General features: G+C 68.6%; 24 protein-coding genes and 1 pseudogene. 14 read left to right on the top strand and 11 right to left on the bottom strand.

The features are described 5' to 3' along the window. Positions 1-98 precede the first annotated feature (98 nt). The 4 genes and pseudogenes from ACJH7A_RS14600 to ACJH7A_RS14585 all read left to right on the top strand — a co-directional run bounded on the left by ACJH7A_RS14600 (position 99) and on the right by ACJH7A_RS14585 (position 5,922). Positions 99-1,114 (top strand): annotated as a pseudogene (locus ACJH7A_RS14600) (alpha/beta hydrolase). 88 nt (positions 1,115-1,202) lie between these two features. Then, positions 1,203-2,339: an alkene reductase gene (locus ACJH7A_RS14595; protein ID WP_346416326.1), complete on the top strand. Its 1,137-nt coding sequence runs from the start codon at positions 1,203-1,205 to the stop codon at positions 2,337-2,339. 207 nt (positions 2,340-2,546) lie between these two features. Continuing rightward, on the top strand, positions 2,547-3,758 hold the full coding sequence (locus tag ACJH7A_RS14590; RefSeq protein ID WP_064859744.1) for an acetyl-CoA C-acetyltransferase: 1,212 nt from the start codon (positions 2,547-2,549) through the stop codon (positions 3,756-3,758). A 16-nt stretch (positions 3,759-3,774) separates the two neighbouring features. Further along, positions 3,775-5,922 carry a 3-hydroxyacyl-CoA dehydrogenase NAD-binding domain-containing protein gene (locus ACJH7A_RS14585; protein WP_071286727.1) on the top strand — a complete coding sequence of 716 codons (2,148 nt, stop codon included), beginning with the start codon at positions 3,775-3,777 and terminating at the stop codon, positions 5,920-5,922. A gap of 87 nt (positions 5,923-6,009) precedes the next feature. On the opposite strand, the gene ACJH7A_RS14580 is transcribed toward ACJH7A_RS14585, so the two are convergent. The 6 genes from ACJH7A_RS14580 to ACJH7A_RS14555 form a co-directional block, all read right to left on the bottom strand. After that, a complete protein-coding gene (locus ACJH7A_RS14580; protein WP_212813249.1) occupies positions 6,010-6,609 on the bottom strand; it encodes a MarR family winged helix-turn-helix transcriptional regulator in 600 nt (199 codons plus the stop codon). A gap of 75 nt (positions 6,610-6,684) precedes the next feature. Next, positions 6,685-7,122, bottom strand: a complete 438-nt coding sequence (locus tag ACJH7A_RS14575; protein WP_212813247.1) for a TIGR03618 family F420-dependent PPOX class oxidoreductase — start codon at positions 7,120-7,122, stop codon at positions 6,685-6,687. A gap of 7 nt (positions 7,123-7,129) precedes the next feature. After that, positions 7,130-7,552 carry a PPOX class F420-dependent oxidoreductase gene (locus ACJH7A_RS14570; protein WP_212813245.1) on the bottom strand — a complete coding sequence of 141 codons (423 nt, stop codon included), beginning with the start codon at positions 7,550-7,552 and terminating at the stop codon, positions 7,130-7,132. Between the two features lie 60 nt (positions 7,553-7,612). Next, a complete protein-coding gene (locus ACJH7A_RS14565) occupies positions 7,613-8,224 on the bottom strand; it encodes a bifunctional 2-polyprenyl-6-hydroxyphenol methylase/3-demethylubiquinol 3-O-methyltransferase UbiG (RefSeq protein WP_212813243.1) in 612 nt (203 codons plus the stop codon). A gap of 4 nt (positions 8,225-8,228) precedes the next feature. Next, a complete protein-coding gene (locus ACJH7A_RS14560; protein WP_212813242.1) occupies positions 8,229-8,654 on the bottom strand; it encodes a pyridoxamine 5'-phosphate oxidase family protein in 426 nt (141 codons plus the stop codon). Between the two features lie 58 nt (positions 8,655-8,712). Continuing rightward, positions 8,713-9,900 carry an FAD-dependent monooxygenase gene (locus tag ACJH7A_RS14555; protein WP_406802199.1) on the bottom strand — a complete coding sequence of 396 codons (1,188 nt, stop codon included), beginning with the start codon at positions 9,898-9,900 and terminating at the stop codon, positions 8,713-8,715. An 81-nt stretch (positions 9,901-9,981) separates the two neighbouring features. On the opposite strand from ACJH7A_RS14555, the gene ACJH7A_RS14550 reads away from it, so the two are divergent. Beyond that, a complete protein-coding gene (locus tag ACJH7A_RS14550) occupies positions 9,982-10,533 on the top strand; it encodes a TetR/AcrR family transcriptional regulator (protein WP_406802198.1) in 552 nt (183 codons plus the stop codon). A gap of 111 nt (positions 10,534-10,644) precedes the next feature. Beyond that, positions 10,645-11,661, top strand: a complete 1,017-nt coding sequence (locus ACJH7A_RS14545) for a VWA domain-containing protein (protein ID WP_318986778.1) — start codon at positions 10,645-10,647, stop codon at positions 11,659-11,661. Here ACJH7A_RS14545 and ACJH7A_RS14540 read toward each other — a convergent pair whose 3' ends face one another. Further along, positions 11,662-11,967, bottom strand: coding sequence for a type VII secretion target (locus ACJH7A_RS14540; RefSeq protein ID WP_406776054.1), 306 nt, complete (start codon positions 11,965-11,967; stop codon positions 11,662-11,664). It abuts the gene before it with no gap. Positions 11,968-12,050: 83 nt separating this feature from the next. Between ACJH7A_RS14540 and ACJH7A_RS14535 the strand changes: the two genes are divergently transcribed. The 4 genes from ACJH7A_RS14535 to ACJH7A_RS14520 all read left to right on the top strand — a co-directional run bounded on the left by ACJH7A_RS14535 (position 12,051) and on the right by ACJH7A_RS14520 (position 14,627). Continuing rightward, positions 12,051-13,043: an LLM class F420-dependent oxidoreductase gene (locus ACJH7A_RS14535; RefSeq protein ID WP_406776055.1), complete on the top strand. Its 993-nt coding sequence runs from the start codon at positions 12,051-12,053 to the stop codon at positions 13,041-13,043. Between the two features lie 5 nt (positions 13,044-13,048). Beyond that, positions 13,049-13,771 (top strand): YqjF family protein, encoded by a 723-nt coding sequence (locus ACJH7A_RS14530; RefSeq protein ID WP_406802197.1) that lies wholly within the window; start codon positions 13,049-13,051, stop codon positions 13,769-13,771. 83 nt (positions 13,772-13,854) lie between these two features. After that, positions 13,855-14,241, top strand: a complete 387-nt coding sequence (locus ACJH7A_RS14525; protein ID WP_346416333.1) for a hypothetical protein — start codon at positions 13,855-13,857, stop codon at positions 14,239-14,241. A 47-nt stretch (positions 14,242-14,288) separates the two neighbouring features. Next, entirely contained in the window at positions 14,289-14,627 is a 339-nt protein-coding gene (locus ACJH7A_RS14520; protein WP_346416334.1) for a cupin domain-containing protein, read from the top strand. On the opposite strand, the gene ACJH7A_RS14515 is transcribed toward ACJH7A_RS14520, so the two are convergent. From ACJH7A_RS14515 to ACJH7A_RS14505, 3 genes are all read right to left on the bottom strand, one after another. Continuing rightward, positions 14,608-16,203 (bottom strand): GMC family oxidoreductase, encoded by a 1,596-nt coding sequence (locus ACJH7A_RS14515; protein ID WP_346416335.1) that lies wholly within the window; start codon positions 16,201-16,203, stop codon positions 14,608-14,610. The two genes, ACJH7A_RS14520 and ACJH7A_RS14515, sit on opposite strands and share 20 nt — an antisense overlap. Positions 16,204-16,282: 79 nt before the next feature. Then, entirely contained in the window at positions 16,283-17,932 is a 1,650-nt protein-coding gene (locus tag ACJH7A_RS14510) for a DNA repair helicase XPB (RefSeq protein ID WP_020098878.1), read from the bottom strand. 122 nt (positions 17,933-18,054) lie between these two features. After that, positions 18,055-20,292, bottom strand: a complete 2,238-nt coding sequence (locus ACJH7A_RS14505; RefSeq protein ID WP_406802196.1) for a helicase-associated domain-containing protein — start codon at positions 20,290-20,292, stop codon at positions 18,055-18,057. A 91-nt stretch (positions 20,293-20,383) separates the two neighbouring features. Between ACJH7A_RS14505 and ACJH7A_RS14500 the strand changes: the two genes are divergently transcribed. Genes ACJH7A_RS14500 through ACJH7A_RS14485 form a run of 4 tightly spaced genes read left to right on the top strand, consistent with a single transcriptional unit; the run spans position 20,384 to position 21,940 of the window. Further along, positions 20,384-20,569 (top strand): hypothetical protein, encoded by a 186-nt coding sequence (locus ACJH7A_RS14500; RefSeq protein WP_142239794.1) that lies wholly within the window; start codon positions 20,384-20,386, stop codon positions 20,567-20,569. A gap of 2 nt (positions 20,570-20,571) precedes the next feature. Then, a complete protein-coding gene (gene moaC, locus ACJH7A_RS14495) occupies positions 20,572-21,045 on the top strand; it encodes a cyclic pyranopterin monophosphate synthase MoaC (protein ID WP_073697812.1) in 474 nt (157 codons plus the stop codon). Then, on the top strand, positions 21,042-21,521 hold the full coding sequence (locus ACJH7A_RS14490) for a molybdenum cofactor biosynthesis protein B (RefSeq protein WP_406802195.1): 480 nt from the start codon (positions 21,042-21,044) through the stop codon (positions 21,519-21,521). The genes moaC and ACJH7A_RS14490 overlap by 4 nt, the downstream gene beginning before the upstream one ends. Then, positions 21,518-21,940 carry a molybdenum cofactor biosynthesis protein MoaE gene (locus ACJH7A_RS14485; RefSeq protein WP_406802194.1) on the top strand — a complete coding sequence of 141 codons (423 nt, stop codon included), beginning with the start codon at positions 21,518-21,520 and terminating at the stop codon, positions 21,938-21,940. The genes ACJH7A_RS14490 and ACJH7A_RS14485 overlap by 4 nt, the downstream gene beginning before the upstream one ends. A gap of 203 nt (positions 21,941-22,143) precedes the next feature. Here ACJH7A_RS14485 and ACJH7A_RS14480 read toward each other — a convergent pair whose 3' ends face one another. Next, on the bottom strand, positions 22,144-23,268 hold the full coding sequence (locus tag ACJH7A_RS14480; RefSeq protein WP_406802193.1) for a transglycosylase family protein: 1,125 nt from the start codon (positions 23,266-23,268) through the stop codon (positions 22,144-22,146). Positions 23,269-23,273: the final 5 nt, after the last annotated feature.

Genomic DNA, 23,273 nt, shown 5'->3' with positions numbered 1-23,273 from the left:
TATCGTGCCGTGCCGACTCGATCTCAGCACGTCGAGCCAGAGCCGGTTTTGGTTAGCTGATCTAGTGTTGGCACTGCAACGTCGCAAAAGGAGTACCGATGACCAGTGCCGAACGGATCGACGATCCCGCCGAGAACTCTGTGCCCGAGCCCGTCACCTACGCGGGCCCGGAATGGATGGGTAAGGCCAACTGGCACTCGGTCGCCGAGTCCTACCTGCTGCGAGCCGTGAAGCCGCTGCTGTTCCTCCTGACCAAACTCATGCTGGCCATCAACACGCGATTCCCGCAGGTCCTGCTGGGCCGCGCGTACGACGGTTCCGAGCGGGTGACGAACTGGATGCCCGCGGTGCGGGGATCGCGCACCGAGAAGATCGAGCTGCCCAATTGCCCGGCGGAATGGGTCTGGAACGAGACCACCCCGCCGGCCGCGTCATCATCTACTTCCACGGTTCGGCGTTCATCGCGCTCGGCATCAACAGCCACCGGCCGCTCGTCAGCCACATCGCCCGCGACAGCCGCGCGCGGGCCCTGAGCGTCGGGTACCGGCTCTGCCCGCGCAACCTCGTCGAGGACGCGGTCGAGGACGGTGTCGACGCCTACCGCTACGTGCTGGCGCAGGGCGTGAAGCCCGAGAACATCGTGCTCGCCGGCGACTCGGCCGGCGGCTTCATCGCGGCCATGACGGCCGTGACGGTGCGCGACCTGGGCATGATGCCGCCCGCCGGCTGTGTGCTCCTGTCCGCTGCCACCGACAGCGACATGACGCCGAAATACGAAGCAGCCGCACGCGTTCCAGATGCCATGTTCCCCGTCGACTTCCTCCGGATGATCAACGAGGTCTTCCTGCTGCGTAACGGCGGGCGCGAAGCGACCCCGTCCCCGGTCGATGCCGACCTGCGCGGCCTCGGCCCGTTCCTGCTGCAGGTGGGTTCGGAAGAGGCGCTGCGCCCCGACTCGGAGCTGCTGGCCGAGCGCCTCGCGGCGGCGGGCGTGCCGGTGCGGCTGCAGGTCTTCGACCGCGCCGTCCACGTCTTCCAGGCCTTCGCCTTCTCGAACCCCGACGCCCGTCGTGCGGTCGGCGAGGTCGCCGAGTTCGTGAAGTCCGTCGCCTGATTCCGCCGAGTGTCGGCTCGTGTTCGACGAGTCACCACGAAACAGCCGAACACAAGCCAACATTCGGCGCTGTTGACCACAGTCGGGAATGAACCGGCGCCGTGCGGCGGTTGCCTACTCCGTGACTGCCGCACCCTTCCGTCTGTCCCCCGACGCCGCGCTGCTCAAGCCCGTTCAGGTCGGAGACACGTCGGCCACCAACCGCCTGTTCATGGCACCGCTGACCCGGTCGCGGGCCGACGCCGACGGCACACCGTCGGACCTGGCGGCCGAGTACTACTCGCAGCGCGCCGGCGCCGGGATCATCATCTCCGAGGCCACGGCCGTCTCGCGCAGCGCCAACGGCGCCTACATGAACACCCCCGGCATGTACACCGACGGGCACCAGGCGAAGTGGGCCGGGATCGCGCAGGCCGTACACGATGCCGGCGGAAAGATGTTCGTGCAGCTGTGGCACGTCGGCCGCATGGCGCATTCGGAGATCAGCGGGGCCCAGCCGGTCGCGCCGTCGGCCATCGCCGCCGACATGGTCACGCACACTCCCACAGGCAAGAAGCCGTTGGAGATCCCGCGGGCACTCGACATCGAGGAGCTCCCCGGCATCGTCGCCGACTTCCGTGCCGCCGCACGCCGCGCGGTCGACGCCGGGATGGACGGCGTGGAGATTCACGGCGCCAACGGTTACCTGTTGCACGAGTTCGCGTCCGATGTGGTCAACCAGCGCACCGATGCGTACGGCGGATCGCCGGAGAACCGGGCCCGGCTGACCGCCGAGGTCGTCGAAGCCGTCGTTGCCGAGATCGGCGCCGGCCGGGTCGGGTTGCGGATATCCCCCGGAAACCCCGCCGGCGACATGCATGAGAACGACGCGTTCAGCACGTACGAGGCCCTGCTGAACCGGATTGACCCGCTCGGTATTGCCTACCTGCATGTCGTCATCGATCCCACCGCCGACCTGTTCGGTGCGATCCGCGCGCTGTGGTCGGGGACGTTCGTGCTCAACACGGGCCGGGGCTCTGGCACCGATTTCTGCCAGCTCAACAGCTTCGTCGACCTGGGTGCCATCAGTGCCGCCGCGGTCGGGCGGTCCTTCCTGGCCAATCCCGACCTGGTCGACCGGCTGGTCCTGGGGGCCGAGCTCAACGAGCCGGATGTGGCGACGTTCTACGCGTCGGGTCGCGTCGGCTACACCGACTATCCGTTCCTCACCGAGGCTGTCGCCTAACTCCAGGCGCAGCGGCCACTCTTTGGCCAAGGGCCACTTATTGCACGTCAGGTTCACGCGGACGTGCGGTAGGTGGCCTTTTGCGTTGGTCTGGTCACTCTCCCAACCACCTGGTTGGGAGGGCCTGTTACGCTTCCGGGCAGGGGACCGTCTACCTGCCGGTGGATGCACCCACAACCCCATCTCAATAGGACCTGGAGCAAACACATGTCCGAAGAAGCCTTCATCTATGAGGCCATTCGCACGCCCCGTGGCAAGCAGCGCAACGGTGCACTGAACGAGGTCAAGCCGGTCAACCTGATCGTCGGCCTGATCGACGAAATGCGTCGTCGCAATCCCGATCTGGACGAGAACCTGATCAGCGACGTCATCATGGGCGTCGTCTCGCCCGTCGGTGACCAGGGCGGCGACATCGCCCGCACCGCCGCGCTCGTGGCCAAGCTGCCCGAGACCACCGGTGGTTTCCAGCTCAACCGTTTCTGCGCTTCCGGCCTGGAGGCCGTGAACCTGGCCGCCCAGAAGGTCCGTTCCGGCTGGGACGACCTGGTGTACGCCGGTGGTGTCGAGTCCATGAGCCGCGTCCCGATGGGTTCGGACGGCGGCGCGTGGGCCGGTGACCCCGAGACCAACTACCGCATCGGCTTCGTCCCGCAGGGCATCGGCGCCGACCTGATCGCCACCATCGAGGGCTTCTCGCGCGAGGACGTCGACGCCTACGCCGTGCGCTCGCAGGAGAAGGCCGCCGCAGCGTGGTCGGGCGGCTACTTCGCCAAGTCGGTCATCCCGGTCAAGGACCAGAACGGCCTGACCATCCTGGACCACGACGAGCACATGCGTCCGGGCACCACCCTGGAGAGCCTGGGCAAGCTGAACTCCGCGTTCGCGGGCCTGGGCGCCATGGGCGGCTTCGACGACGTGGCGCTGCAGAAGTACCACTACGTCGAGAAGATCGACCACGTCCACCACGGTGGCAACAGCTCGGGCATCGTCGACGGCGCCGCCCTGGTGCTGATCGGTTCCGAGGCTGCCGGCAAGTCGCAGGGCCTGACCCCGCGCGCCCGCATCGTGGCCACCGCCACCAGCGGTGCCGACCCGGTCATCATGCTGACCGGCCCGACCCCGGCCACCAAGAAGGTGCTGGACCGTGCCGGCCTGACGGTCGATGACATCGACCTGTTCGAGATCAACGAGGCCTTCGCCTCGGTCGTCCTGAAGTTCCAGAAGGACCTGAACATCCCGGACGAGAAGCTGAACGTCAACGGTGGCGCCATCGCGATGGGCCACCCGCTGGGCGCCACCGGCGCCATGATCACCGGAACCATGGTCGACGAGCTCGAGCGCCGCGGTGCCAAGCGTGCGCTGGTCACGCTGTGTATCGGCGGCGGCATGGGCGTGGCCACCATCATCGAGCGCGTCTAGGGAGAATCGAAAAACAATGGCTGAGAAGACAATTCAGTGGGACAAGGATGCCGACGGCATCGTCACCCTGACCATGGACGACCCGACCGGTTCGGCCAACGTCATGAACGAGCACTACAAGGAGTCGATGCACTACGCGGTGCAGAGCCTGCTTGCCGAGAAGGACTCCATCACCGGTGTCGTAATCACCAGCGCGAAGAAGACCTTCTTCGCCGGCGGTGACCTCAAGGGCATGATGCAGATCGGCCCGGACGACGCCGGCGAGGCGTTCTCCATGGTCGAGGACATCAAGGCCGACCTGCGCGCCCTGGAGACCCTGGGCAAGCCCGTCGTCGCCGCCATCAACGGCGCCGCTCTCGGTGGTGGCCTGGAGATCGCCCTCGCGTGCCACCACCGCATCGCGGCCGACGTCCGCGGCAGCCAGATCGGCCTGCCCGAGGTCACCCTGGGCCTGCTGCCCGGCGGTGGCGGCGTCGCCCGCACCGTGCGCATGTTTGGCATCCAGAAGGCCTTCATGGAGGTCCTGAGCCAGGGCACCCGCTTCACCCCGGCCAAGGCGCAGGCCACCGGCCTGGTCGACGAGCTCGTCGACACCGTCGAGGAACTGATCCCGGCCGCCAAGGCTTGGATCAAGGCCAACCCCGAGGGTGGCGTGCAGCCGTGGGACGTCAAGGGCTACAAGATGCCCGGTGGCACCCCGTCGAGCCCGGGCCTGGCCGGCATCCTGCCGTCGTTCCCGGCGCTGCTGAAGAAGCAGCTCAAGGGCGCCCCGATGCCCGCGCCGCGCGCCATCCTGGATGCCGCTGTCGAGGGTGCGCAGGTCGACTTCGACACCGCGTCGCGCATCGAGAGCCGCTACTTCACCAGCCTGGTCACCGGCCAGACCGCGAAGAACATGATCCAGGCGTTCTTCCTGGACCTGCAGGCCATCAACGGTGGCGCCTCGCGTCCCGAGGGCATCGCCAAGCAGGACATCAAGAAGATCGGTGTGCTGGGCGCGGGCATGATGGGCGCCGGTATCGCCTACGTCTCGGCCAAGGCCGGCTACGAGGTCGTCCTCAAGGACGTCACGCAGGAAGCCGCCGACAAGGGCAAGAACTACTCCGAGAAGATCGAGGCCAAGGCCCTCGAGCGTGGCAAGACCACGCAGGAGAAGTCCGACGCGCTGCTGGCCCGGATCACCCCGACGGCCGATCCGCAGGACCTCAAGGGCGTCGACTTCGTCATCGAGGCCGTGTTCGAGAACCAGGAACTCAAGCACAAGGTGTTCCAGGAGATCGAGGACATCGTCGAACCCAACGCGCTGCTCGGCTCGAACACCTCCACACTGCCGATCACCGGTCTGGCGACCGGCGTGAAGCGCCAGGAGGACTTCATCGGTATCCACTTCTTCTCGCCTGTCGACAAGATGCCGCTGGTGGAGATCATCAAGGGCGAGAAGACCTCTGACGAGGCGCTGGCCCGGGTGTTCGACTACACCCTGGCCATCAAGAAGACCCCGATCGTTGTCAACGACAGCCGTGGCTTCTTCACCTCGCGCGTGATCGGCACCTTCGTCAACGAGGCGCTGGCCATGCTGGGCGAGGGCGTTGCGCCCGCGTCCATCGAGCAGGCCGGTTCGCAGGCCGGTTACCCGGCTGCGCCGCTGCAGCTTTCGGATGAGCTCAACCTCGAGCTCATGCACAAGATCGCTGTCGCCACCAAGGAAGGCGTCGAGGCTGCCGGTGGCACCCACGTCGCGCACCCGGCCGAGGCTGTCGTCGAGAAGATGATCGAGCTCGGTCGCCCGTCGCGTCTGAAGGGCGCGGGCTTCTACGAGTACGTCGACGGCAAGCGCACCCAGCTGTGGCCGGGGCTGAAGGACGCCTTCAACTCGGGTACGACCGAACTGCCGCTGCAGGACATGATCGACCGCATGCTGTTCGCTGAGGCGCTCGAGACGCAGAAGTGCCTCGACGAGGGCGTGCTGACCTCGACCGCGGACGCGAACATCGGCTCGATCATGGGTATCGGCTTCCCGCCGTACACCGGTGGTTCGGCGCAGTTCATCGTTGGTTACCAGGGCGAGCTCGGCGTCGGCAAGGAGGCCTTCGTGGCCCGTGCCAAGGAACTGGCCGCCAAGTACGGCGACCGCTTCCTGCCGCCGGCCTCGCTGGAGAGCTAGCCTCTAGCACCACCAAAAACCCCCAAATCCCAAGGGATTTGGGGGTTTTGCGTTGGTGGGGTGACGCGGATGCATGGTGGTGGCTGGTCAGGTGCCGCAGTCTGTCGCCTGGGGTGCCTTCACGTGAATCCACAGTTTGTCGAGGATGCGCTGCAGGTCCCGGCGCTCGCGCTCGCTCAGCACGTCGATGAGCCCGCCGCACGCCTGCTCGAGGACCGGAAGCGCTTCGGCGACAAGCTTTTCCCCTTCGGGTGTGATGCGGACCGGTGTGCTGCGGCGGTCGGTGGCATGCCGGGTCCGGGTGACCAGCTTCCGGTTCTCCAGCCAGTCGATGAGACCGGTGGCGCTGGCCTTGGTGATGCCGAAGTACTCGGCGATCCCGCTGGGGGTCTGGCGGACAGTCCATTCGGCTTCTGGTTGGGCGAGCTGTGCCGCGAAGATCATCAGGACATCGAGCTTGGCTTCCGAGATGTTGACGCGTTCGAGCTTGCGGTTCACCGCGGCGATGACGTCGTCGGCCAGCCACAGCAGGGACAGTCCCAGCCGGGCCGCACTGACGTCCTTCGCCGGATCGGCACCCTTCATGAGGTTGAGCACGGGCCGCATGGCCTCCGGCGCCGTGAGTTTGACCCGGGCGGCCGAGAGGCCGCGGCGAACGGTGGCGGTGCTGATCTGTGGCCGGCCCATGCCGGCAGTTTAGAAACCTGACAGTAAGGCAACCGAACCGAGTCTTGTCAGGTCACCCCGGCGGCGGGTTCGAGGTCAGCGTGCGGGGTTCGAGTACACCCGCGTCGGTGAGATGAGCACCGCGGCGCGGCCCTCGTCCCGCATGACGCGGTCGTACGTGTCCCAGTCGTCGTGGGTGCCGCCGGCGGCGGTAAAGACGTTGCGCAACAACACCCTCAGCGTCTCGGCATCGGTGTCGTCAGGCCCGATGACCTCCGCCGTGCCTTCGACCGTCAACCACTGCCACCCCGCGTGCGCGACGACCGAAGTGCGCGGGTCGGCCCGCAGATTGCGCAGCTTGCGGGTTGATCCGATGGCGACGAGCGCCACGACCGGCTCCCCGGTCGTCGGATGTGGCAGCACGCCGGCATTGACCACCGACGACTGGATGCTGCCGTCACCACGCAGCGTGTTCAGCACAACCAGCCCGTGATCCCGCGCGGACAGCTCGGCGAATGCAGACAGGTCGGTCATGGCGTCCTCAATCCGCCACGTCAAATGCGGCAATGACTTTCGTCGGTTTGACCCGGACCACCAGCTCGCCGGGGACACCGTTGCGGCGGCCGTATTCCTCGGCGCGGTCAGCGCCCATGTAGCGGCCGCCGGTACGCGTGGCGATGTCGAGCAGCTCGTCGGGGTCCTCACTGATCGCCGCGACGCCCTGAATTTGGACGAACGAAAAGGGCGGGGACGTGTCGTCGACGCACAGCACCACGCGTGGGTCGCGGGCCAACGCCCGACCCTTGGCGGTGTCCTTGCCGGTGTTGAACACCAGCTCGCCGCCGTCCACCACGAACCACACGGGTGCGGCCAGCGGCCGGCCGTCGGCCGCCACCCAGCCGAGCACCGCGGTGCGCGTGCCCTCGGACAGAAACGCGATCACATCGTCAGAAAGTTCGCCCATGTGGCCACGCTACGCCCGGCGACTGACGGCCCGATGCCGGCAAAGTCTGGCCGCGAAACCTCAGGTACGGCGCCGGGCGAACAAGTAGTACCGCGCCGGGTTCTTTCCGTTGTGGTCCAAGCCCGGCTCGTCACCGCTGTCGAGCAGCGTCCACCCGAGCGCGAAGCGCCGCTCCACCTCGGCCGGATCGATCCCCGGCACCCCGAACGAGGCGCCCGGCACGAACGCGACGATCAGCAGGCGCGCGTCCGCGGCGGCGACCGCCGTCACCTCGCCGACGTAAGCGTCACGGTCGTCCGCGCTCATGCCGTGCAGGCACCCGTTGTCGACGATCAGCGTGAAATCGGCGCCGATGCCCTGCCCGGTGAGCCGGGTGGCATCGGCCTGGTCGAACCGCACCGCGCCCGGCGCCGTGACGTCCCGCTTGGCGGCCTTGGCCCGCGCCTTCTGCACCGCCGTCGCGACGTAGTCGATGCCGGTGACGTCCCAGCCGAGCCCGGCCAGATACAACGCGTTGTCGCCGGTGCCGCAGCCGATGTCGAGCGCGGTGCCCGGCGTCAGGGCACCGTCACCCTCGACCAGCTCGCGCAGACTGGTGGCCAGTGGATGCCCGTCCCACGGGGTGAATCCGAGCCGGTAGAAGACCCGGAACAGTCGCTGTCGGGAGGACATGGCATCACAGCGCCCCGAGGTCGGCCGACAGCCAGTGCTTCGGGTCGACGGTGACGGTCACGCTGGGGCCGTGCTCGCGCCGGGCGATCTCGAGGTAGGCCGGGGCCTTCTCCTTGCCGAGGTACCGCTCGGCCATCTCGACCAGCTGTTCATCGGTGCCGGTCTCGATGCTGAGCACCGGGCCGTCGACCGCGACGTAGCGGACCGTCGGCTCCAGCCGCTCGGCCATCAGCGACACGTGCCCGGCCGCCTCGATCAGCTTGTGTTTACGGGAGCCGAGCCCGGTGAGCAGCCAGAGCTTGCCGCCGGGGCTGTATTGGTACCAGATCGGCAACGTCAGGGGACCGCGGTCCGGGCCGGCGTTGACCGACAGTGCCCCGATGTGTGGTTCGGCCAGAAATTGTTCGCGTTCATCCTTGGAAAGGGCCATGAACCCAACGTAGCGAAAAAGGGTGACACCGCAGCGGCTTCGGCCACACGCGCAGACGTCAGTCGGGCAGCGGCATGGTGTCGTACAGCCGGACGCCCTTCGCGTTGAGCCGGGCCAGGCGCCCGGTCAGGCCCCGCGGCAACACCGAGATGGTCCGCGCGACGCCGACGAGTGTTCGTGCGCCCCAATCAGATCCGGGCACGATGGTCCTGGCGTTGACGCGCGCCATGGTGCGGCTGCCGGCCACCGGCGCGGCCATGGTGCGCTCGTAGGCGGCGAACGCGGCAGTGTGATCGCCGCGAGCCGCGGACAACGCGTGGGCCAAGACGTATGCGCCGTACACCGCCAGGCTCGTGCTCCCGCCGACAGCAGGGCCGGGGCAATACCCCGCGTCACCGACCAACGTGACCCGCCCCCGCGACCAGGTGCTCATCTCCAGTTGGGTGATGGCGTCGAAGTAGAACGCCGGGGTGTGGTCCACCTCGCGCAGCCAATGGTCGACTTCGGGAACCAGGCCGGCGAACGCCGCCCGCAGGTGGCGCTGCTGAGCTGCGATGTCGCGGTAGTGGTAGTCCAGCGGCTCGTCGGTGCGAAACAGGAACACCGCCCGGGCGTCCTCGAGGTGGTCGGCGCTGTACACCATGGCCATCTTCCGCGGCGCCAGGTAGCCGCTCATCTCACCTTTGGGCGCAAGCATTTTCGGCACCGACACCACGGCCAGATAGCCGCCGAGGAACCGTTCCCGAACCTGGTCGCCGAAGACCAGTTGCCGGAGCCCCGAGTGCAGCCCGTCGGCGCCGACCACCAGGTCGTAGCGCTCGGGCGCACCGTTCTCGAACGTCACCTCGCCGGCGTCGGTGATGGACGTGATCTGATCCCCGAAGCGGAACTCGGCGTCGTCGCGGACGGCGTCGTAGTACGCCTGGCTGAGGTCGTCGCGCATGATCTCGACGTGCCGGTCGGACATGGCCGCGATGAGTTTGACGTAGTCGATGTGGGTCCAGCGGGTGCGTGGTGGGCGGTTGACGGTGAGCGCGGTCGTCCCGGTGGCCCGGGCCTCGATGCGCCCCAGTACGCCCATCCGTTCGGAGATTTCCATGGCCGGCCGGAAGAGGTCGACGGCATGGCCGCCGGTCTTGCGCAGGGCCGGTGCACGTTCGACGACCGTCACATCGAATCCGTTGCGGGACAGCCAGTAGGCCAGGACCGGGCCGGCGATGCTGGCGCCGGAGATGAGCACTTTCATGGATTCCTCCGCATTTACTTAACGGTCGGTAAGTGGATGTCGGGTCAGCTTACCGCCCGTTAAGTAAGTTAGGGTGGCTACGTGGCGAGAACCCCTTCCGAGACCCGTGTGCGCATCCAGGATGTGGCGCGCGAGCTATTCAGTCAGAAGGGCGTGCAGCGGACCAGCCTGCAGGACATCGCCGATCGGCTCGGCATCAGTAAACCCGCGCTCTACTACCACTTCAGCTCGCGTGAGGACCTCGTGCGCAGCATCCTGCAGCCGCTGGTCGAGGAGGGCGAGGAATTCGTCGCTGCCCGCGAACGCCTGCGCGGCTCGGCCCGCGCCACCCCGCGTGAGCTGTTGCAGGGCTACTTCGACTTCCACTACCGGCACCGCGCCGACCTCATGCTCATCGTCACCGAACTGACAACGCTGGCCGACCTGGGACTGATCGACAGCATGCTGGCGTGGCGCGAGCGGCTGGGCAAGCTGGTCTTCGGACGTCGGCCCACCCTCGAACAAGCCACCCGGGCCGTCATCGCGTTCGGCGGCCTGCAGGACTGCTGCCTGCAGTTCCCGGACGTGCCGGCCGACCAGCTGCGGCGAGCGGCGGTCGACGGCGCGATGGCCGCGCTCGGACTGCCGGACTGAGGGGCCGTTCGCGTCCGGCGCCGGCCGCATCCGGTACCGCACTCGTCGGCGTCGGTACGATTGCCCCATATCGGTCCGAGCGACGACGCCGAACGCAACGGAGAGTGCCTGTTGGAGATCCCCTTTATCGGGCCACTGACGCTGTCCGGGTTCTCGAGTGCCTGGTTCTTCCTGTACCTGATCGCCGTCGTCGGCGCCGTCGCGATCTACCTGCTGCTGCGCAAGGCCCGTCGCAAGCGGGTGCTGCGGTTCGCCAACACCGAACTGCTCGAACAGGTCGTCGCGGCCCGTCCCAAGACGCGCTCGCGCTGGCGGCACCTGCCGGCGGTGCTGCTGGTGATCTCTCTGGTTCTGCTCACCACCGCCATGGCCGGGCCGACCCACGACATCCGGATTCCGCGTAACCGCGCCGTCGTCATGCTCGTCATCGACGTCTCCGAATCGATGATCGCCACCGACGTCAAGCCCAGCCGCATCGAGGCGGCGAAAAGCGCCGGCAAGACGTTCGTCAAGGGCCTGACGACCGGGATCAGCGTCGGCCTCGTCCAATTCTCGTCCAGCGCAACGATGCTGGTCGCGCCGACCAGCGATCACGACGTCGTGGCGCGCACCATCGACACCCTGGAGCCGTCGCCGCGCACCGCGACCGGCGAGGGCATCTTCACGGCCTTGCAGGCCATCGCCACGCTCGACGCGGTCATGGGCGGCGGTGACGGTCCGCCGCCCGCGCACATCGTGCTGATGTCGGACGGTAAGGAAACCGTGCCGGCGGACCCGAACGACCCGCGCGGCGCACTGACGGCGGCCCGCGCGGCCAAGGACCAGGACGTCGTGATCTCGACCATCTCGTTCGGTACACCGTCGGGTGTCATCACCTACGAGGGGCAGGAAGTGCCGGTCCCGACCGATGACCTGTCGCTGCAGAAGATCGCGAAGGTCACCGGCGGCGAGTCGTTCCGCGCCGAGACCCTCGATCAGTTGACCCGTGTGTATGCCAATCTGCAGGAGCAGATCGGCTACCAGACCATCCGCGGCGACGCCAGCGGCAGTTGGACGCGCGTCGGGTTCTTCGTGCTGGTGCTCGCGCTGTTCGCGGGCCTGCGGATCAACAACCGCCTGCCGGGCTGATCAGCGTCCCGGCATCGTCGTGCCGATGGCGTTGCCCGCCGCGGCGTCGGTGCTCTGGTAGTTGGCGGCCGCGGTGCGCAGCGAGTCGGCGAAGCCGGTGACGGCCTTGCCGAGGTTCTCGCAATCGGTGTTCAGCACCGGGCCGACACGCTGACAGGCGGCGCCGGAGGCGAGCCCGGACATGCCGGCCGCGGCCGAATTCAGCGATTCTCCCGGCTTGGCTCCGCCGACCGCGGAGCCGCACGACGCCATGGTGCTCGCCGCGGCCGTCAGAACCTGCGGATCGACGCGCAATTCGGGTGCCATGGTCTTCAGCCTAAGCCCGGGCCGTGAGGGTTCCCGACGCCGTTTCGTGGAGCGGCCCGCACGTATTGCATAAAGTCGGGACCATGCGCTTCGGATTGTTCATCCCGCAAGGTTGGCGACTCGATCTGGTGGGGATCGCGCCACAGGACCAATGGCAGGTGATGCGTGACCTCGCCACCTACGCCGACGCCGGACCCTGGGATTCGCTGTGGGTCTACGACCATTTCCACACCGTGCCGATGCCGACGGCAGAGGCCACGCACGAGGCGTGGACGCTGATGGCGGCATACGCCGCCACGACCTCGCGGATCAAGCTGGGCCAGATGTGTACGGCGATCAGCTACCGCAACCCGGCGTATCTGGCGAAGGTGGCGGCGACCACCGACATCATCTCCGGCGGCCGGGTGCAGATGGGCATCGGTGGCGGCTGGTACGAACACGAATGGCGCGCTTACGGTTACGGCTTCCCGTCGGCCGGTGTGCGACTCGCCCGGCTCGGCGAAGGCGTGCAGATCATGCGCACCGCCTGGCGTGACGGCGTCGTGAGCTTCGACGGCAGGCATTACCAGGTCGACGGCGCCATCGTGCAGCCCAAGCCGTTGCAGGACAAGGGCATTCCGCTGTGGATTGCGGGCGGCGGTGAGAAGGTGACACTCAAGATCGCCGCGAAGTACGCGCAGTACACCAACTTCACCTCCGAGCCCGATGGCTTCGCGCACAAATCCGAAGTCCTGCAACAGCATTGCCGTGAGGTCGGCACCGACTACGACGGCATCGTCCGCTCGGCCAACTTCAACGTGGTGATCGGGGAGTCCGAGGCCGACGTCGCCGCGCGCATCGCCCGGATCCGGGACCGCCAGGTCACCGTCGCGCACGAAGCAGCCGTCGACGCGATGGTCAAGAACCTGACCTCGCCCGACTCCGCTTGCGGCACAACCGAACAGGTCATCGAGACGCTGCGGAAGATCAAGGATCTCGGCAGCGAGTACGCCATCGTGTACTTCCCGGAGGCCGCCTACGACAGGTCGAGCATCGAGGCGTTCGAACGCGACGTCATCCCCGCACTCAGTGACTAGCGAGCATGGACCGGTTTCTGGTCGACGCACCGCCGCTGCGGCCGCCGGTGTGGGTCGAACAGTTCTGGGGTGACCTCACGTTCCTGCACTGGCCCGTCGATCCGGCGAGCGTCGCGCACCTGTACCCGCCCGGCACCGCGCCGGACATCTTCTCCGACGGGCTGACGTACGTCGGCCTGGTGCCGTTCGTCATGCACCGGTCGGCGGTGGCCGGCGGTGTGCCGCTGCCGTACTTCGGGACCTTCGCCGAAACCAACGTGCGGCTCTATTCGGTGGACGCTGCAGGCCGGCACGGGGTGCTGTTCCGGTCGCTGGAGACGACGCGGCTCGCGGTCGTCGGGGCGACGCGGCTCGGTATGGGCGTGCCGTACACCTGGGCCAAATTGCGCGTCACCCGCACCGCTGACCGGATCACCTACGCGGGCACGCGCCGGTGGCCGGAGCGCGGCCTGCGGACCCTGGCGGAGCTGGCCATCGGCGCACCCGTCGACCCCACGCCGTTGGAGGTGTGGCTGACCGCGCGGTGGGGCGCGCACACCCGCAAGGCCGGCCGGACCTGGTGGGTGCCCAACGAACATCCCACCTGGCCGCTGCGCCAGGCCGAGGTGGTCGAGCTGACCGACGATCTGGTGCCCGCCAGCGGTGTGGTGCCGGTGGGACCGCCGTTGCGCGCGTTGTTCTCACCGGGCGTGCCGGCCCGCTTCGGGCGGCCCACCGCGCTCCGCTGAGCCTTTCCTCGAAGGTGTCCGATTGCGGTCCGGAAGATGAACGGCTGGTAGCGCAAAGGTGCAGTCTCGGTGATCATTGCGCCATGTTGCCGACGATGCGCGAAACCGGACGCCGAGCCGCCCCGGTGCCGATCCCTTCCAATGCCACGGCCACCCGGCGCACGGTGCGCCCCGGCGCCGTGGGTGGGCGGTCGCGGTTCGATGCCGAGGCCCGGCCCGCCCACCGCGCGGACCTGGCTCAATCGCGCCTGTTCGCGGCACTGCTGCTCGACGAGATCGCTGATCTGGAAGACCAGATGACGGTGTTGGAGCGGCGATCGCGGCGCGCGCAAGCCACCGCGCAGGCGGCAGTGGAGTCCCCGACGGACGCTCTGCTGGCCCTGCGCCGGAGGGTGCTGGAGGTGCAGCGGATGCTCGACGCACTGCGTCGTCGCTTCCCGGGCGAGGGGGATTCGCTGCGCGTGATTTAAACCGTCAAACGGTTCCGGCGGGCATTGCTGAAGCGGATATTTGAGGCATGGAGAAAATCTCGCTGACCGCGCTGGCCCGCCGGCATCTGGACATCGCGCGCGATGGAAATGGCGGGCGCAGCGCTCACACGGTCTTCGGCGGCCACGAGCATGCATTGCGGCAGACGCTGATCGCTCTCGCCGACGGCAACGAGTTGGGCGAGCACGAGAGCCCCGGCGAGGCCACGCTTCAGGTGCTGCAGGGCCGGGTGCGCCTCGTCGCCGAACAGGCCAGTTGGGACGGCATGGCCGGCGACCATCTCATCATCCCGTCCACCCGGCACAGCCTGAAGGCGCTCGCCGACTCGGTGGTGCTGCTGACCGTCGTCAAACAGCCGGCGCGTTAGCCGGGATGAACGTCATCGCGCGCTCGGCGAGCGCGGTGATCGTCAGGCTCGGATTGGCGCCCACATTCGCCGGGACGGCCGCACCGTCGGTGACCAGCAGGTTCTCGTAGCCGAAGACGTGGTTGCGGCTGTCGACGACACCGGTCTCGGGGGACTCGCCGATCACCGCGCCGCCGAGGATGTGCGCTGTCGACGGGATCGCGAAAATGCCTTCTGTCACACCGGAATACGCGACGCCGCCCATGCGGCGGGCAAACCATTTTGCCGCGTCGTAGGCGGCCGGCACGAAGTCGGGATTGGGGTTGTCGGGGTCCTGCTCGGTCGTCAGGGCGACGTTGCCGTTGGGGAGGCGCATCTTCACCTTGAGGCGCATCGCGTTGTCGATGGACTGCATGACCAGCAGGATGATCACGCGCCGCGACGTGTCCTTGATCTTCCAGGCCGCCAGCGCCGCTTTCGGGTTCTTCGCGGCGGCGGCCAGGAAGTGCAGCGGCCGGGTGCCCCGCTTGCCCGCCTCGATCATCAGATTGAACAGCAGCGACTGGGTGTCGCCGCCCTTGCCGTAGGTGACGACCTCGATGTGCGTGGACGGGTCGGTGTAGATGCTCGAGGTGATCGCGATCGAGTGCGTGAAGTCGTCGGGGTAGTCCTTGGGCGCCATCACCGCCATGATCGATTCACTGTTGGTACGCACCACATAGCCGAGCCGATCGGAGATGTTGGGCAGTGAACCGCTGAGCTTGCAGCGCTGCAGGAGGCGGTTGGTGCCCAGCGCGCCGGCTGCGACGACGACGCCACGGGCGCGCAGCTTCTCGGCAGTGCGCTTGCCCCACGCGCCGCTCTTCTGGTGTGTCACTTCGTATCCCGCCGAACCGTCGGCGTCGAGCGGCTTGATGTCGGTCACCGCGCGCTCGCTGAAAATCTGCACGCCGAGTTTCTCGGCGAACCACAGATAGTTCTTCCGCAAGGTGTTCTTGGCGCCGTGGCGGCAGCCGACCATGCACGAACCACACTTGATGCACCCCGTGCGGTCGGGGCCGTCGCCACCGAAGTACGGGTCCGGCACCGTCTTTCCCGGCTGCCCCAGGAACACCCCGACATGTGCCCGCCGGTACGTGTCGCCGACGCCGATCGCCTCGCCGTACTCCTTCAACAGCAGGTCCGCCGGTCCGTCGTCGTCGTACTCGACGACACCGAGCATGCGCTCCGCCTCGTCGTAGTGCGGCGCGAGTTCGGACTCCCAGTCGGCCAGCCCTTTCCACTGCGGGCTCTCGTAGAAATTCGGGAACGCCCGGTAGAGCGTGTTCGCGTACCCCAGGCTGCCGCCGCCGACGCCGCAGCCGGAGCCGATGAAGATGTCCTTGAACAGTGTCAGCCGGAGGATGCCGCGCATCCCGACCTGCGGTGCCCAGTAGTAGTTCTTGGCGTCCTTGGTCTCGTTCGCGAAGTCGGCGTCCTCGAAGCGGCGGCCGCATTCGAGAATCGCTACGCGATAACCCTTTTCGGCCAGCCGCAGCGCCGAGACGCTGCCGCCGAAACCGGATCCGATGACCAGCCAGTCGTAGTCGTACGTCATCCGTGACCTCCGCGGGTGGGGCGAACTGCGACGAGCGTAGTCCCCGGCGGTCACGGCCGCACCTGATTGCTGGGACTGGCTAGATAGCCGGTCCCAGCAGGTCGTCGGCGTCCTTGATGACGTAGCCGTAGCCCTGTTCGGCGAGGAAGCGCTGACGGTGTGCGGCGTACTCGGCGTCGAGGCTGTCGCGCGAGACCACCGAGTAGAAAACCGCGCCGCCGCCGTCAGCCTTGGGGCGCAGCAGCCGGCCCAGGCGCTGGGCCTCCTCCTGCCGTGACCCGAACGTGCCCGAAACCTGAACGGCCACAGACGCTTCCGGCAGGTCGATGGAGAAGTTGGCCACCTTCGACACCACCAGCGTGCGGATCTCGCCCGACCGGAACTGGTCGAACAGGGCCTCACGCTCGGCGTTCTTGGTCGAGCCCTGGATCACCGGGGCGTCCAACTCCTGCCCGAGTTCCTCCAGCTGGTCCAGATACGCGCCGATCACCAGGGTCGGCTCGTCGGGATGCCGGGCCAGGATCGACTTCACCACCGCGATCTTGGTGTGCGCCGTCGAGCACAGCTTGTAGCGCTCCTCGGGCTCGGCCGTCGCGTACGTCATCCGCTCGTTCTCGGTCATGGTGACCCGGACCTCGACGCACTCGGCCGGCGCGATCCAGCCCTGCGCCTCGATGTCCTTCCACGGGGCGTCGTACCGCTTCGGGCCGATCAGCGAGAACACGTCGCCCTCACGGCCGTCTTCGCGAATCAAGGTGGCGGTCAGGCCGAGTCGGCGCCGGGACTGCAGATCTGCCGTCATCCGGAACACCGGCGCGGGCAGCAGGTGCACCTCGTCGTAGATGATCAGACCCCAGTCGCGGCTGTCGAACAGCTCGAGGTGCTTGTACTCGCCCTTCGTGCGGCGCGTGATCACCTGATACGTCGCGATGGTGACGGGCCGAATCTCCTTGCGCTCGCCGGAGTACTCGCCGATCTCCTCCTCGGTCAGCGACGTGCGCGCGATCAGCTCGCGCTTCCACTGCCGGCCCGCGACGGTGTTGGTGACCAGGATCAGCGTCGTCGCGCCGGCCTTCGCCATGGCGGCCGCACCGACCATCGTCTTGCCCGCGCCACACGGCAGGACCACGACCCCCGAGCCGCCCGACCAGAACGAATCCGCGGCCAACTCTTGGTAGTCACGCAGTTTCCAGCCGTCCTGCTCCAGCGCGATCGGGTGCGCCTCGCCGTTGACGTAGCCTGCCAAATCCTCTGCGGGCCAGCCGATCTTGAGCAGCATCTGCTTGACCCGGCCGCGCTCGGACGGGTGGACGATGACAGTGTCGTCGTCGATCTGGGCCCCGAGCATCGGGGTGATCTTCTTGTTGCGCAGCACCTCGGCGAGCACGGCCCGGTCCAGGCTTACCAGCGTCAGCCCGTGCGCCGGGTGCTTCACCAGCTGCAGGCGCCCGTAGCGGCCCATGGTGTCGACGATGTCGACCAGTAGCGGCTGCGGCACCGCATACCGGGAGAAGCTGACCAGCGCATCGACGACCTGCTCGGCATCGTGGCCCGCGGCGCGCGCGTTCCACAGCGCCAGCGGCGTGATCCGGTAGGTGTGCACGTGCTCGGGCGCACGCTCCAGCTCGGCGAACGGCGCGATCGCCGCCCGCGCCGCCCCGGCCTGCTCGTGGTCGACCTCGAGCAGCACGGTCTTGTCCGACTGGACGATCAGGGGTCCGTCAGTCATGCGCCATCCACTCCATCAATTGCTCGCAAGCCATCCGATCCATTATCCAGACGCGCGCGAGTTGTCCATTTCCCCGCGAGCCGGGCCGCCCACCCGCGAGAGCAACGGGACCACGGCGCGCGTTATTCCGGCGCAACCACCGAGGTCACCCGGTGGATCGCGAATTCGCGGACCCGCCCGGCGGCCGGGTCGTAGGCCGTCAGCTGGCCGCCGCGGACGTTGACCGGCGCCACCACCCGCTGCGTGGCCACTCCCGCGGCGTCGACGTACCCGATGACCACCGACGACTGCGTCAGCGCGGCGTCGGTCAGCAGTGAGATGGCGGCCGCCGGGTCTAGTCGCTCGCCGTTGCCGCCGCGGCCGGTCTGCCGCAGGACGGCGACGATGGCGCCGAGCGTCTTCTCGTTGGGCGCCTGCGGGTGCCGGAACGTGCGCCGGTGAATGGGCGTGGAGACGCGGGCACCGAGTGGGCGCAGGTCGACGATGGTGCCCGACCAATCCTCGGCGGCCGGGGCGAAGCCCGCAGTGCGCAGGCCGGCCAGCACGTCGGCGATCGGTGCTGGGGAAACCGCGACCGTGGGGGCCAGGGCCCGCAGGCTCAACTGCTCCAGAGTGGGGGAGGCAAGTGCCTGCGCCAACAGAGCCGGGTCTTCACACCGGATGAACGACGACGCCATGCCGACCCGCAACTGCCCGTGCCGCCGCGCCACGTCGTCGATCAGGTAGGTGAGCCCCTGCGGCACAGGCGTTTTGGAGTGCCGGGCGAACAGGGTGTGGATCTCGCTGGCGGTCTTGCCGGTGTCCAGGGCGCGCCGGATGGACTGCTCGCTGATGCGGTAGACCGTTGCCGCGCCGGCGGATTCGATGTCGGCGACGGTCGCCAGCTGGTCGGCGAGGTCGCGTTCCAGCGGCCCGGGGACGACGACCGTCAGGTCGGCCTGCAACAGGAAATGGTCGATGGGGTCGGGCAGCGCCGCCGCCATCGCGGCCGTGACCTCTTCTTCGGGCGCACCCGCCAGCAGCAGCCGGATGGGTCCGGCAATGGCGCCGCGACCGACCATGCCCAAAGCATGTGCTTCGGTGAGCAATTCGTCGGTGGGCTCGGGCTGCAGCCGTGCGGTCCAGCGCGGCCGGCGCCACAGCATCGCGGCCGACGCGGTGGCGGTGTCCATGGTGGTGCCCGGTGGTAGCTCGGCGAGCACCGTCAGCAGCAGCCGCCGGTCCAGTGGCGCCGCCGACGAATACAGCGAATTGGTCAGGGCGGCATAGGGTTTGCCGTCGGGTCCGCGTTTGCCGACCAGGCCGGGCCGGCACGGCAGGTCCAGCCAGGTGCTGGCGAGCAGGTACCACCGCGTCGCGGCGCTCGATTCGATGAAGCGGTCCGCGCCCACGGTCGGCGCCCAGTAGGGGCCGTCGTCGTAGTCGTCGGAATCGGGCATGCCCGACGCGATGAGTGTGGCGGCCGAGCAGAGCTCCAGGATCAGGGACAGCCGACCTTCGTCGATGCCGGTGACCTTGGTCAGCCGCTTGGCATCGCGCACCCCGAGGCCGCCGCTGCGCAATTCGGGAACGGGTGTGGCCGAAAGGGTTTCGAGGACCAGCTCGACCTCACGCAGCAGGTCGATGGCCGAGCCCGCGGCGGCCGCGTCGACGTCCTTCTCCTCCAGCACGGGAGTCGACGGTGTCGGCGGCGTCAACGTCGTCGGCCCAGGCGCCTGGCCCCGCAGCACCTGCGCGACCAGCCGCGGCAGGATCACCGTCTCGTCATCGATCCGGCGCAGCAGCCCGGCCGCGATGAGTTGTGGCACCGGGCGGTCGGCCGGAGTGCCGGGGGCTGCGTCCTTGGTACGGCCGACCGGTGATCCGTCGGCCAGCCGCTCCAGCAGTTCCCGCTGCGGCGCGTCGATGCCGGCCAGCTTCCCGGCGATGCCGTCGCCGTCGGGGTCTTCCACCGTGACCTGGCCCGGGTACCACGGCAGCACCGACGCCGCCTCCGAGACCACCCGCACCGAATTGGCGCCCCACACCAGGCCGCGGGCCCGCAGCTCGTCGAGCGCCGAGGTGACGACCTTCTTGGTGGCCCGCCCGGCCAGCAGTTTGAACAGCGCGCCGGTCGGCACGGCGATGCTGGTGGCCTGCAGCGTCAGCAGGGCGTCGAGCACCGCGAGCTGCAGAAAATCGAGATCGTCGGTCGCGGCCTTGACCGATTGCCGGGACTGGGCCCGGGCCGCCAGCGCCGACAGGGTTGCCGGTGGCGGCTGGGTGAGGTCGGGTCGGGCGCTGAGCAGCTGCACCAGCTGTGCGTCTGACATGTCGGCCAGCCAGGAGCCCAGCGGCACACCCGGGGATTCGTCGATCATTGCTGACCAGCGTAAAGCAGGTGACTTTGTCCTCCTCGCGTCCGGGACGCCCGGCCTCGCCAGCGGGCGCAGCGCCTGCCACAATGTCTGCGTGGCTGAGAAGAAGAAGAACCAGTACGTCGACAACGGCTGGCCCGAGGTGTCCGGTGACGACCACGCCGTGAGCGAGCTCGCAACGGACCGCACCGGCGCGCTGTCGCCTTTCGGCGAATTGGAGTTCCCGCTGCCGGCCGAGACGCTGCCGTACACGCACCCGGTCACCGTCGTCAACAAGTAGCCGTGGAGCTCTCGCACCTGGACGAATCGGGTGCGGCCCACATGGTGGACGTGTCCGCCAAGGACGCCACCCGGCGCACCGCCGTCGCGGCGGGCGTCCTGCACACCCGCGCCGACGTCGTCGACCTCATCACCAGCGGTGGCCTGCCCAAAGGTGACGCGCTCGCGACGGCCCGCGTCGCCGGAATCATGGCGGCCAAGCGCACCAGCGACCTGATCCCGCTGTGCCACCAGCTGGCGCTGACCAAGGTCGAGGTGGCTTTTGAAACCGGCGCGGGCGGTGACGCCATCGGTATCACCGCGACCGTGCGCACCACCGATCGCACCGGCGTTGAGATGGAGGCGCTCACCGCCGTCAGCGTCGCGGCGCTGACGCTGTACGACATGATCAAGGCCGTCGACCCGGCCGCGCGCATCGACGACATCCGGGTGTTGCGCAAGGAGGGCGGGAAGACCGGCCTCTGGGAACGAGCATGAGGCGCACCGCCCGTGTCGTCATCGCCTCCACCCGGGCCGCCGCCGGCGTGTACGAGGACCGCACCGGCCCGCTGATCGTCGCCTGGCTCGCTGAGCGCGGTTTCGACGTGCCCCCGCCGGTCGTCGTCACCGACGGTGCCCCGGTCGGAGCCGAATTGCGCCGCGCCATCGCCGACGACGTCGACGTCGTCCTCACCTCCGGCGGCACGGGCATCTCCCCGACCGATGCCACCCCGCAGGCCACCGCCGAGGTCCTCGACTACCAGATCCCCGGGCTGGCCGACGCGATCCGGCAGTCCGGCCTGCCGCACGTCCCGACGTCGGTGCTGTCCCGCGGCGTCTGTGGTGTCGCCGGCCGGACGCTGATCGTCAACCTGCCGGGCTCGTCCGGGGGAGTGAAGGACGGGCTGGGCGTGCTGGCCGGGGTTCTGGACCACGCGCTCGACCAGCTCAGTGGAAAGGACCATGCCGGGTGATCGTGCTGCGCGCCGACCTCAGTGAATCGCCGATCGATGTCGCATCCCACGAGGCGCTGGTCGACCACAGCGCCGCGGGCGCCGTCGTGAGCTTCGCCGGTGTCGTACGCAACCACGACGGTGGCCGCGGGGTGACGCGGCTGGAGTACTCGGCGCACCCGTCGGCCGCGCAGGTACTCGCCGAGGTGGCCGCCGACGTCGCCGCCGCGTCCGAAGGCGTGCGGGCCATCGCCGTGAGTCACCGGATCGGCGTGCTGCAGATCGGGGATGCGGCTCTTGTGGCGGCGGTTTCGGCCGATCACCGCGCCGCGGCCTTCCGCACGTGCGCGCTGCTGGTCGACACCGTCAAGGAGCGGCTGCCGGTCTGGAAGCACCAGTTCTTCACCGACGGCACCGAAGAGTGGGTCGGCTCCGCCTGAACTCCTCAGTTGAGCCTGCGCCGACGGCGCTGCCTACTCGAGCTTTTCCGCCCTGGATACAGGGTGAACGGCTGTCACGGTCGGTTTCGTGTTGAGCCTGCGCTGACGGCGCGGCGCACTCGAGCTTGTCCGCCCTGGATACAGGGTCAACGGAAACGAGAATCGCCCCGGTCGATGACCGGGGCGATTTCTCTTTGTATGTATTACGGAGCCGGAGGGGCGTCGACGATCGGGGCCGGGCCGGGCGCCGGAGCGTTCGGCGGGGCCGGGATGCTGGCTTCCGGGCCGCCGGTCCGCGTCGAGGCGACGGCTAGCAGGGCGTCACGACCGGAGATGTCGTTGTTCTGGACCGCGTGCCAGAGCTGCCGCAGGTAGCTCATGTTGGCGCTCTCGCCCGTGTCGGTCGGCTCCATGGTCGAACCCGGGGGCAGGTTGGTCGGGCTCGCGAGGTGCGGCGTGCCGTTCGGCGGGGTCTGCAGCGCGACGGGCGCTGCCGGGGCGGGAGCCGCGGCGTCAGCAACCGGAGCCGGGGCCGGAACCGGGACAGCCGGATCGACCGGCAGGTCCTGCTTGCCGTGCAGGGCCCAGACACCGGGCTGGGCGGGAGCTTCGGTGGTGTCCCAGTTGGCGGCCTGGATCACGGGAGCGGCCTCGACCGGGGCCTCCGGGGCAGGGGCCTCGACGACGGAGGCCTCGACAATGGGAGCTTCGACGGGCGGTGCCTCGACGACGGGGGCTTCAGGGGCCGGGGCGGGAGCCTCGGGCACGTCCAGGACCGGCGCCTCGGGGGCGGGGACCTCGTTCGCGACGTTGACGATGACCGGCGCCTCGGGGGCGGGAGCGGGCGCGTCCAGCGGAGCGGCGGCGTCCTGCACCGGAGCCGGATCGGCCGGGGTGTTGAGCTCGGGGTTGTCCAGCGTGACGGCAGGGGCCGGCTTCGGGGTGCTCACCGCGTTGCGCGGGGTGGAACGGGACAGGCCCGTGCCGCAGACCGGCCATGCGCCGCGGCCCTGGCTGGCCAGCACGCGCTCGGCAACCGCGATCTGCTGGTCCTTGCTGGCCATGTTGGCGGCCGGGGCGTACTCACCGCCGCCGTGGGCGCTCCAGGTGCTGGGCGAGAACTGCAGGCCGCCCTGGTAGCCGTTGCCGGTGTTGATGGCCCAGTTGCCGCCGGATTCGCAGCGGGCTACCTGGTCCCATTCGCCGTCGGTTGCGGCGGTGGCCTGCGCGGCGAGGGCGATGCTGCCGCCGCCGAGAACGGCACCGGTGAAGGCGATCTTCGCAACGCTGACACTGGACGTGGTGGGTTTACGGTGGCGTCCACTCATAGGAA

The sequence above is a fragment of the Mycobacterium sp. SMC-17 genome, from assembly GCF_045310915.1.
Taxonomy (GTDB): domain Bacteria; phylum Actinomycetota; class Actinomycetes; order Mycobacteriales; family Mycobacteriaceae; genus Mycobacterium.
The sequence above is the reverse complement of the archived record's forward strand: the minus strand, read 5'-3'. Positions and strand labels throughout refer to the sequence as shown.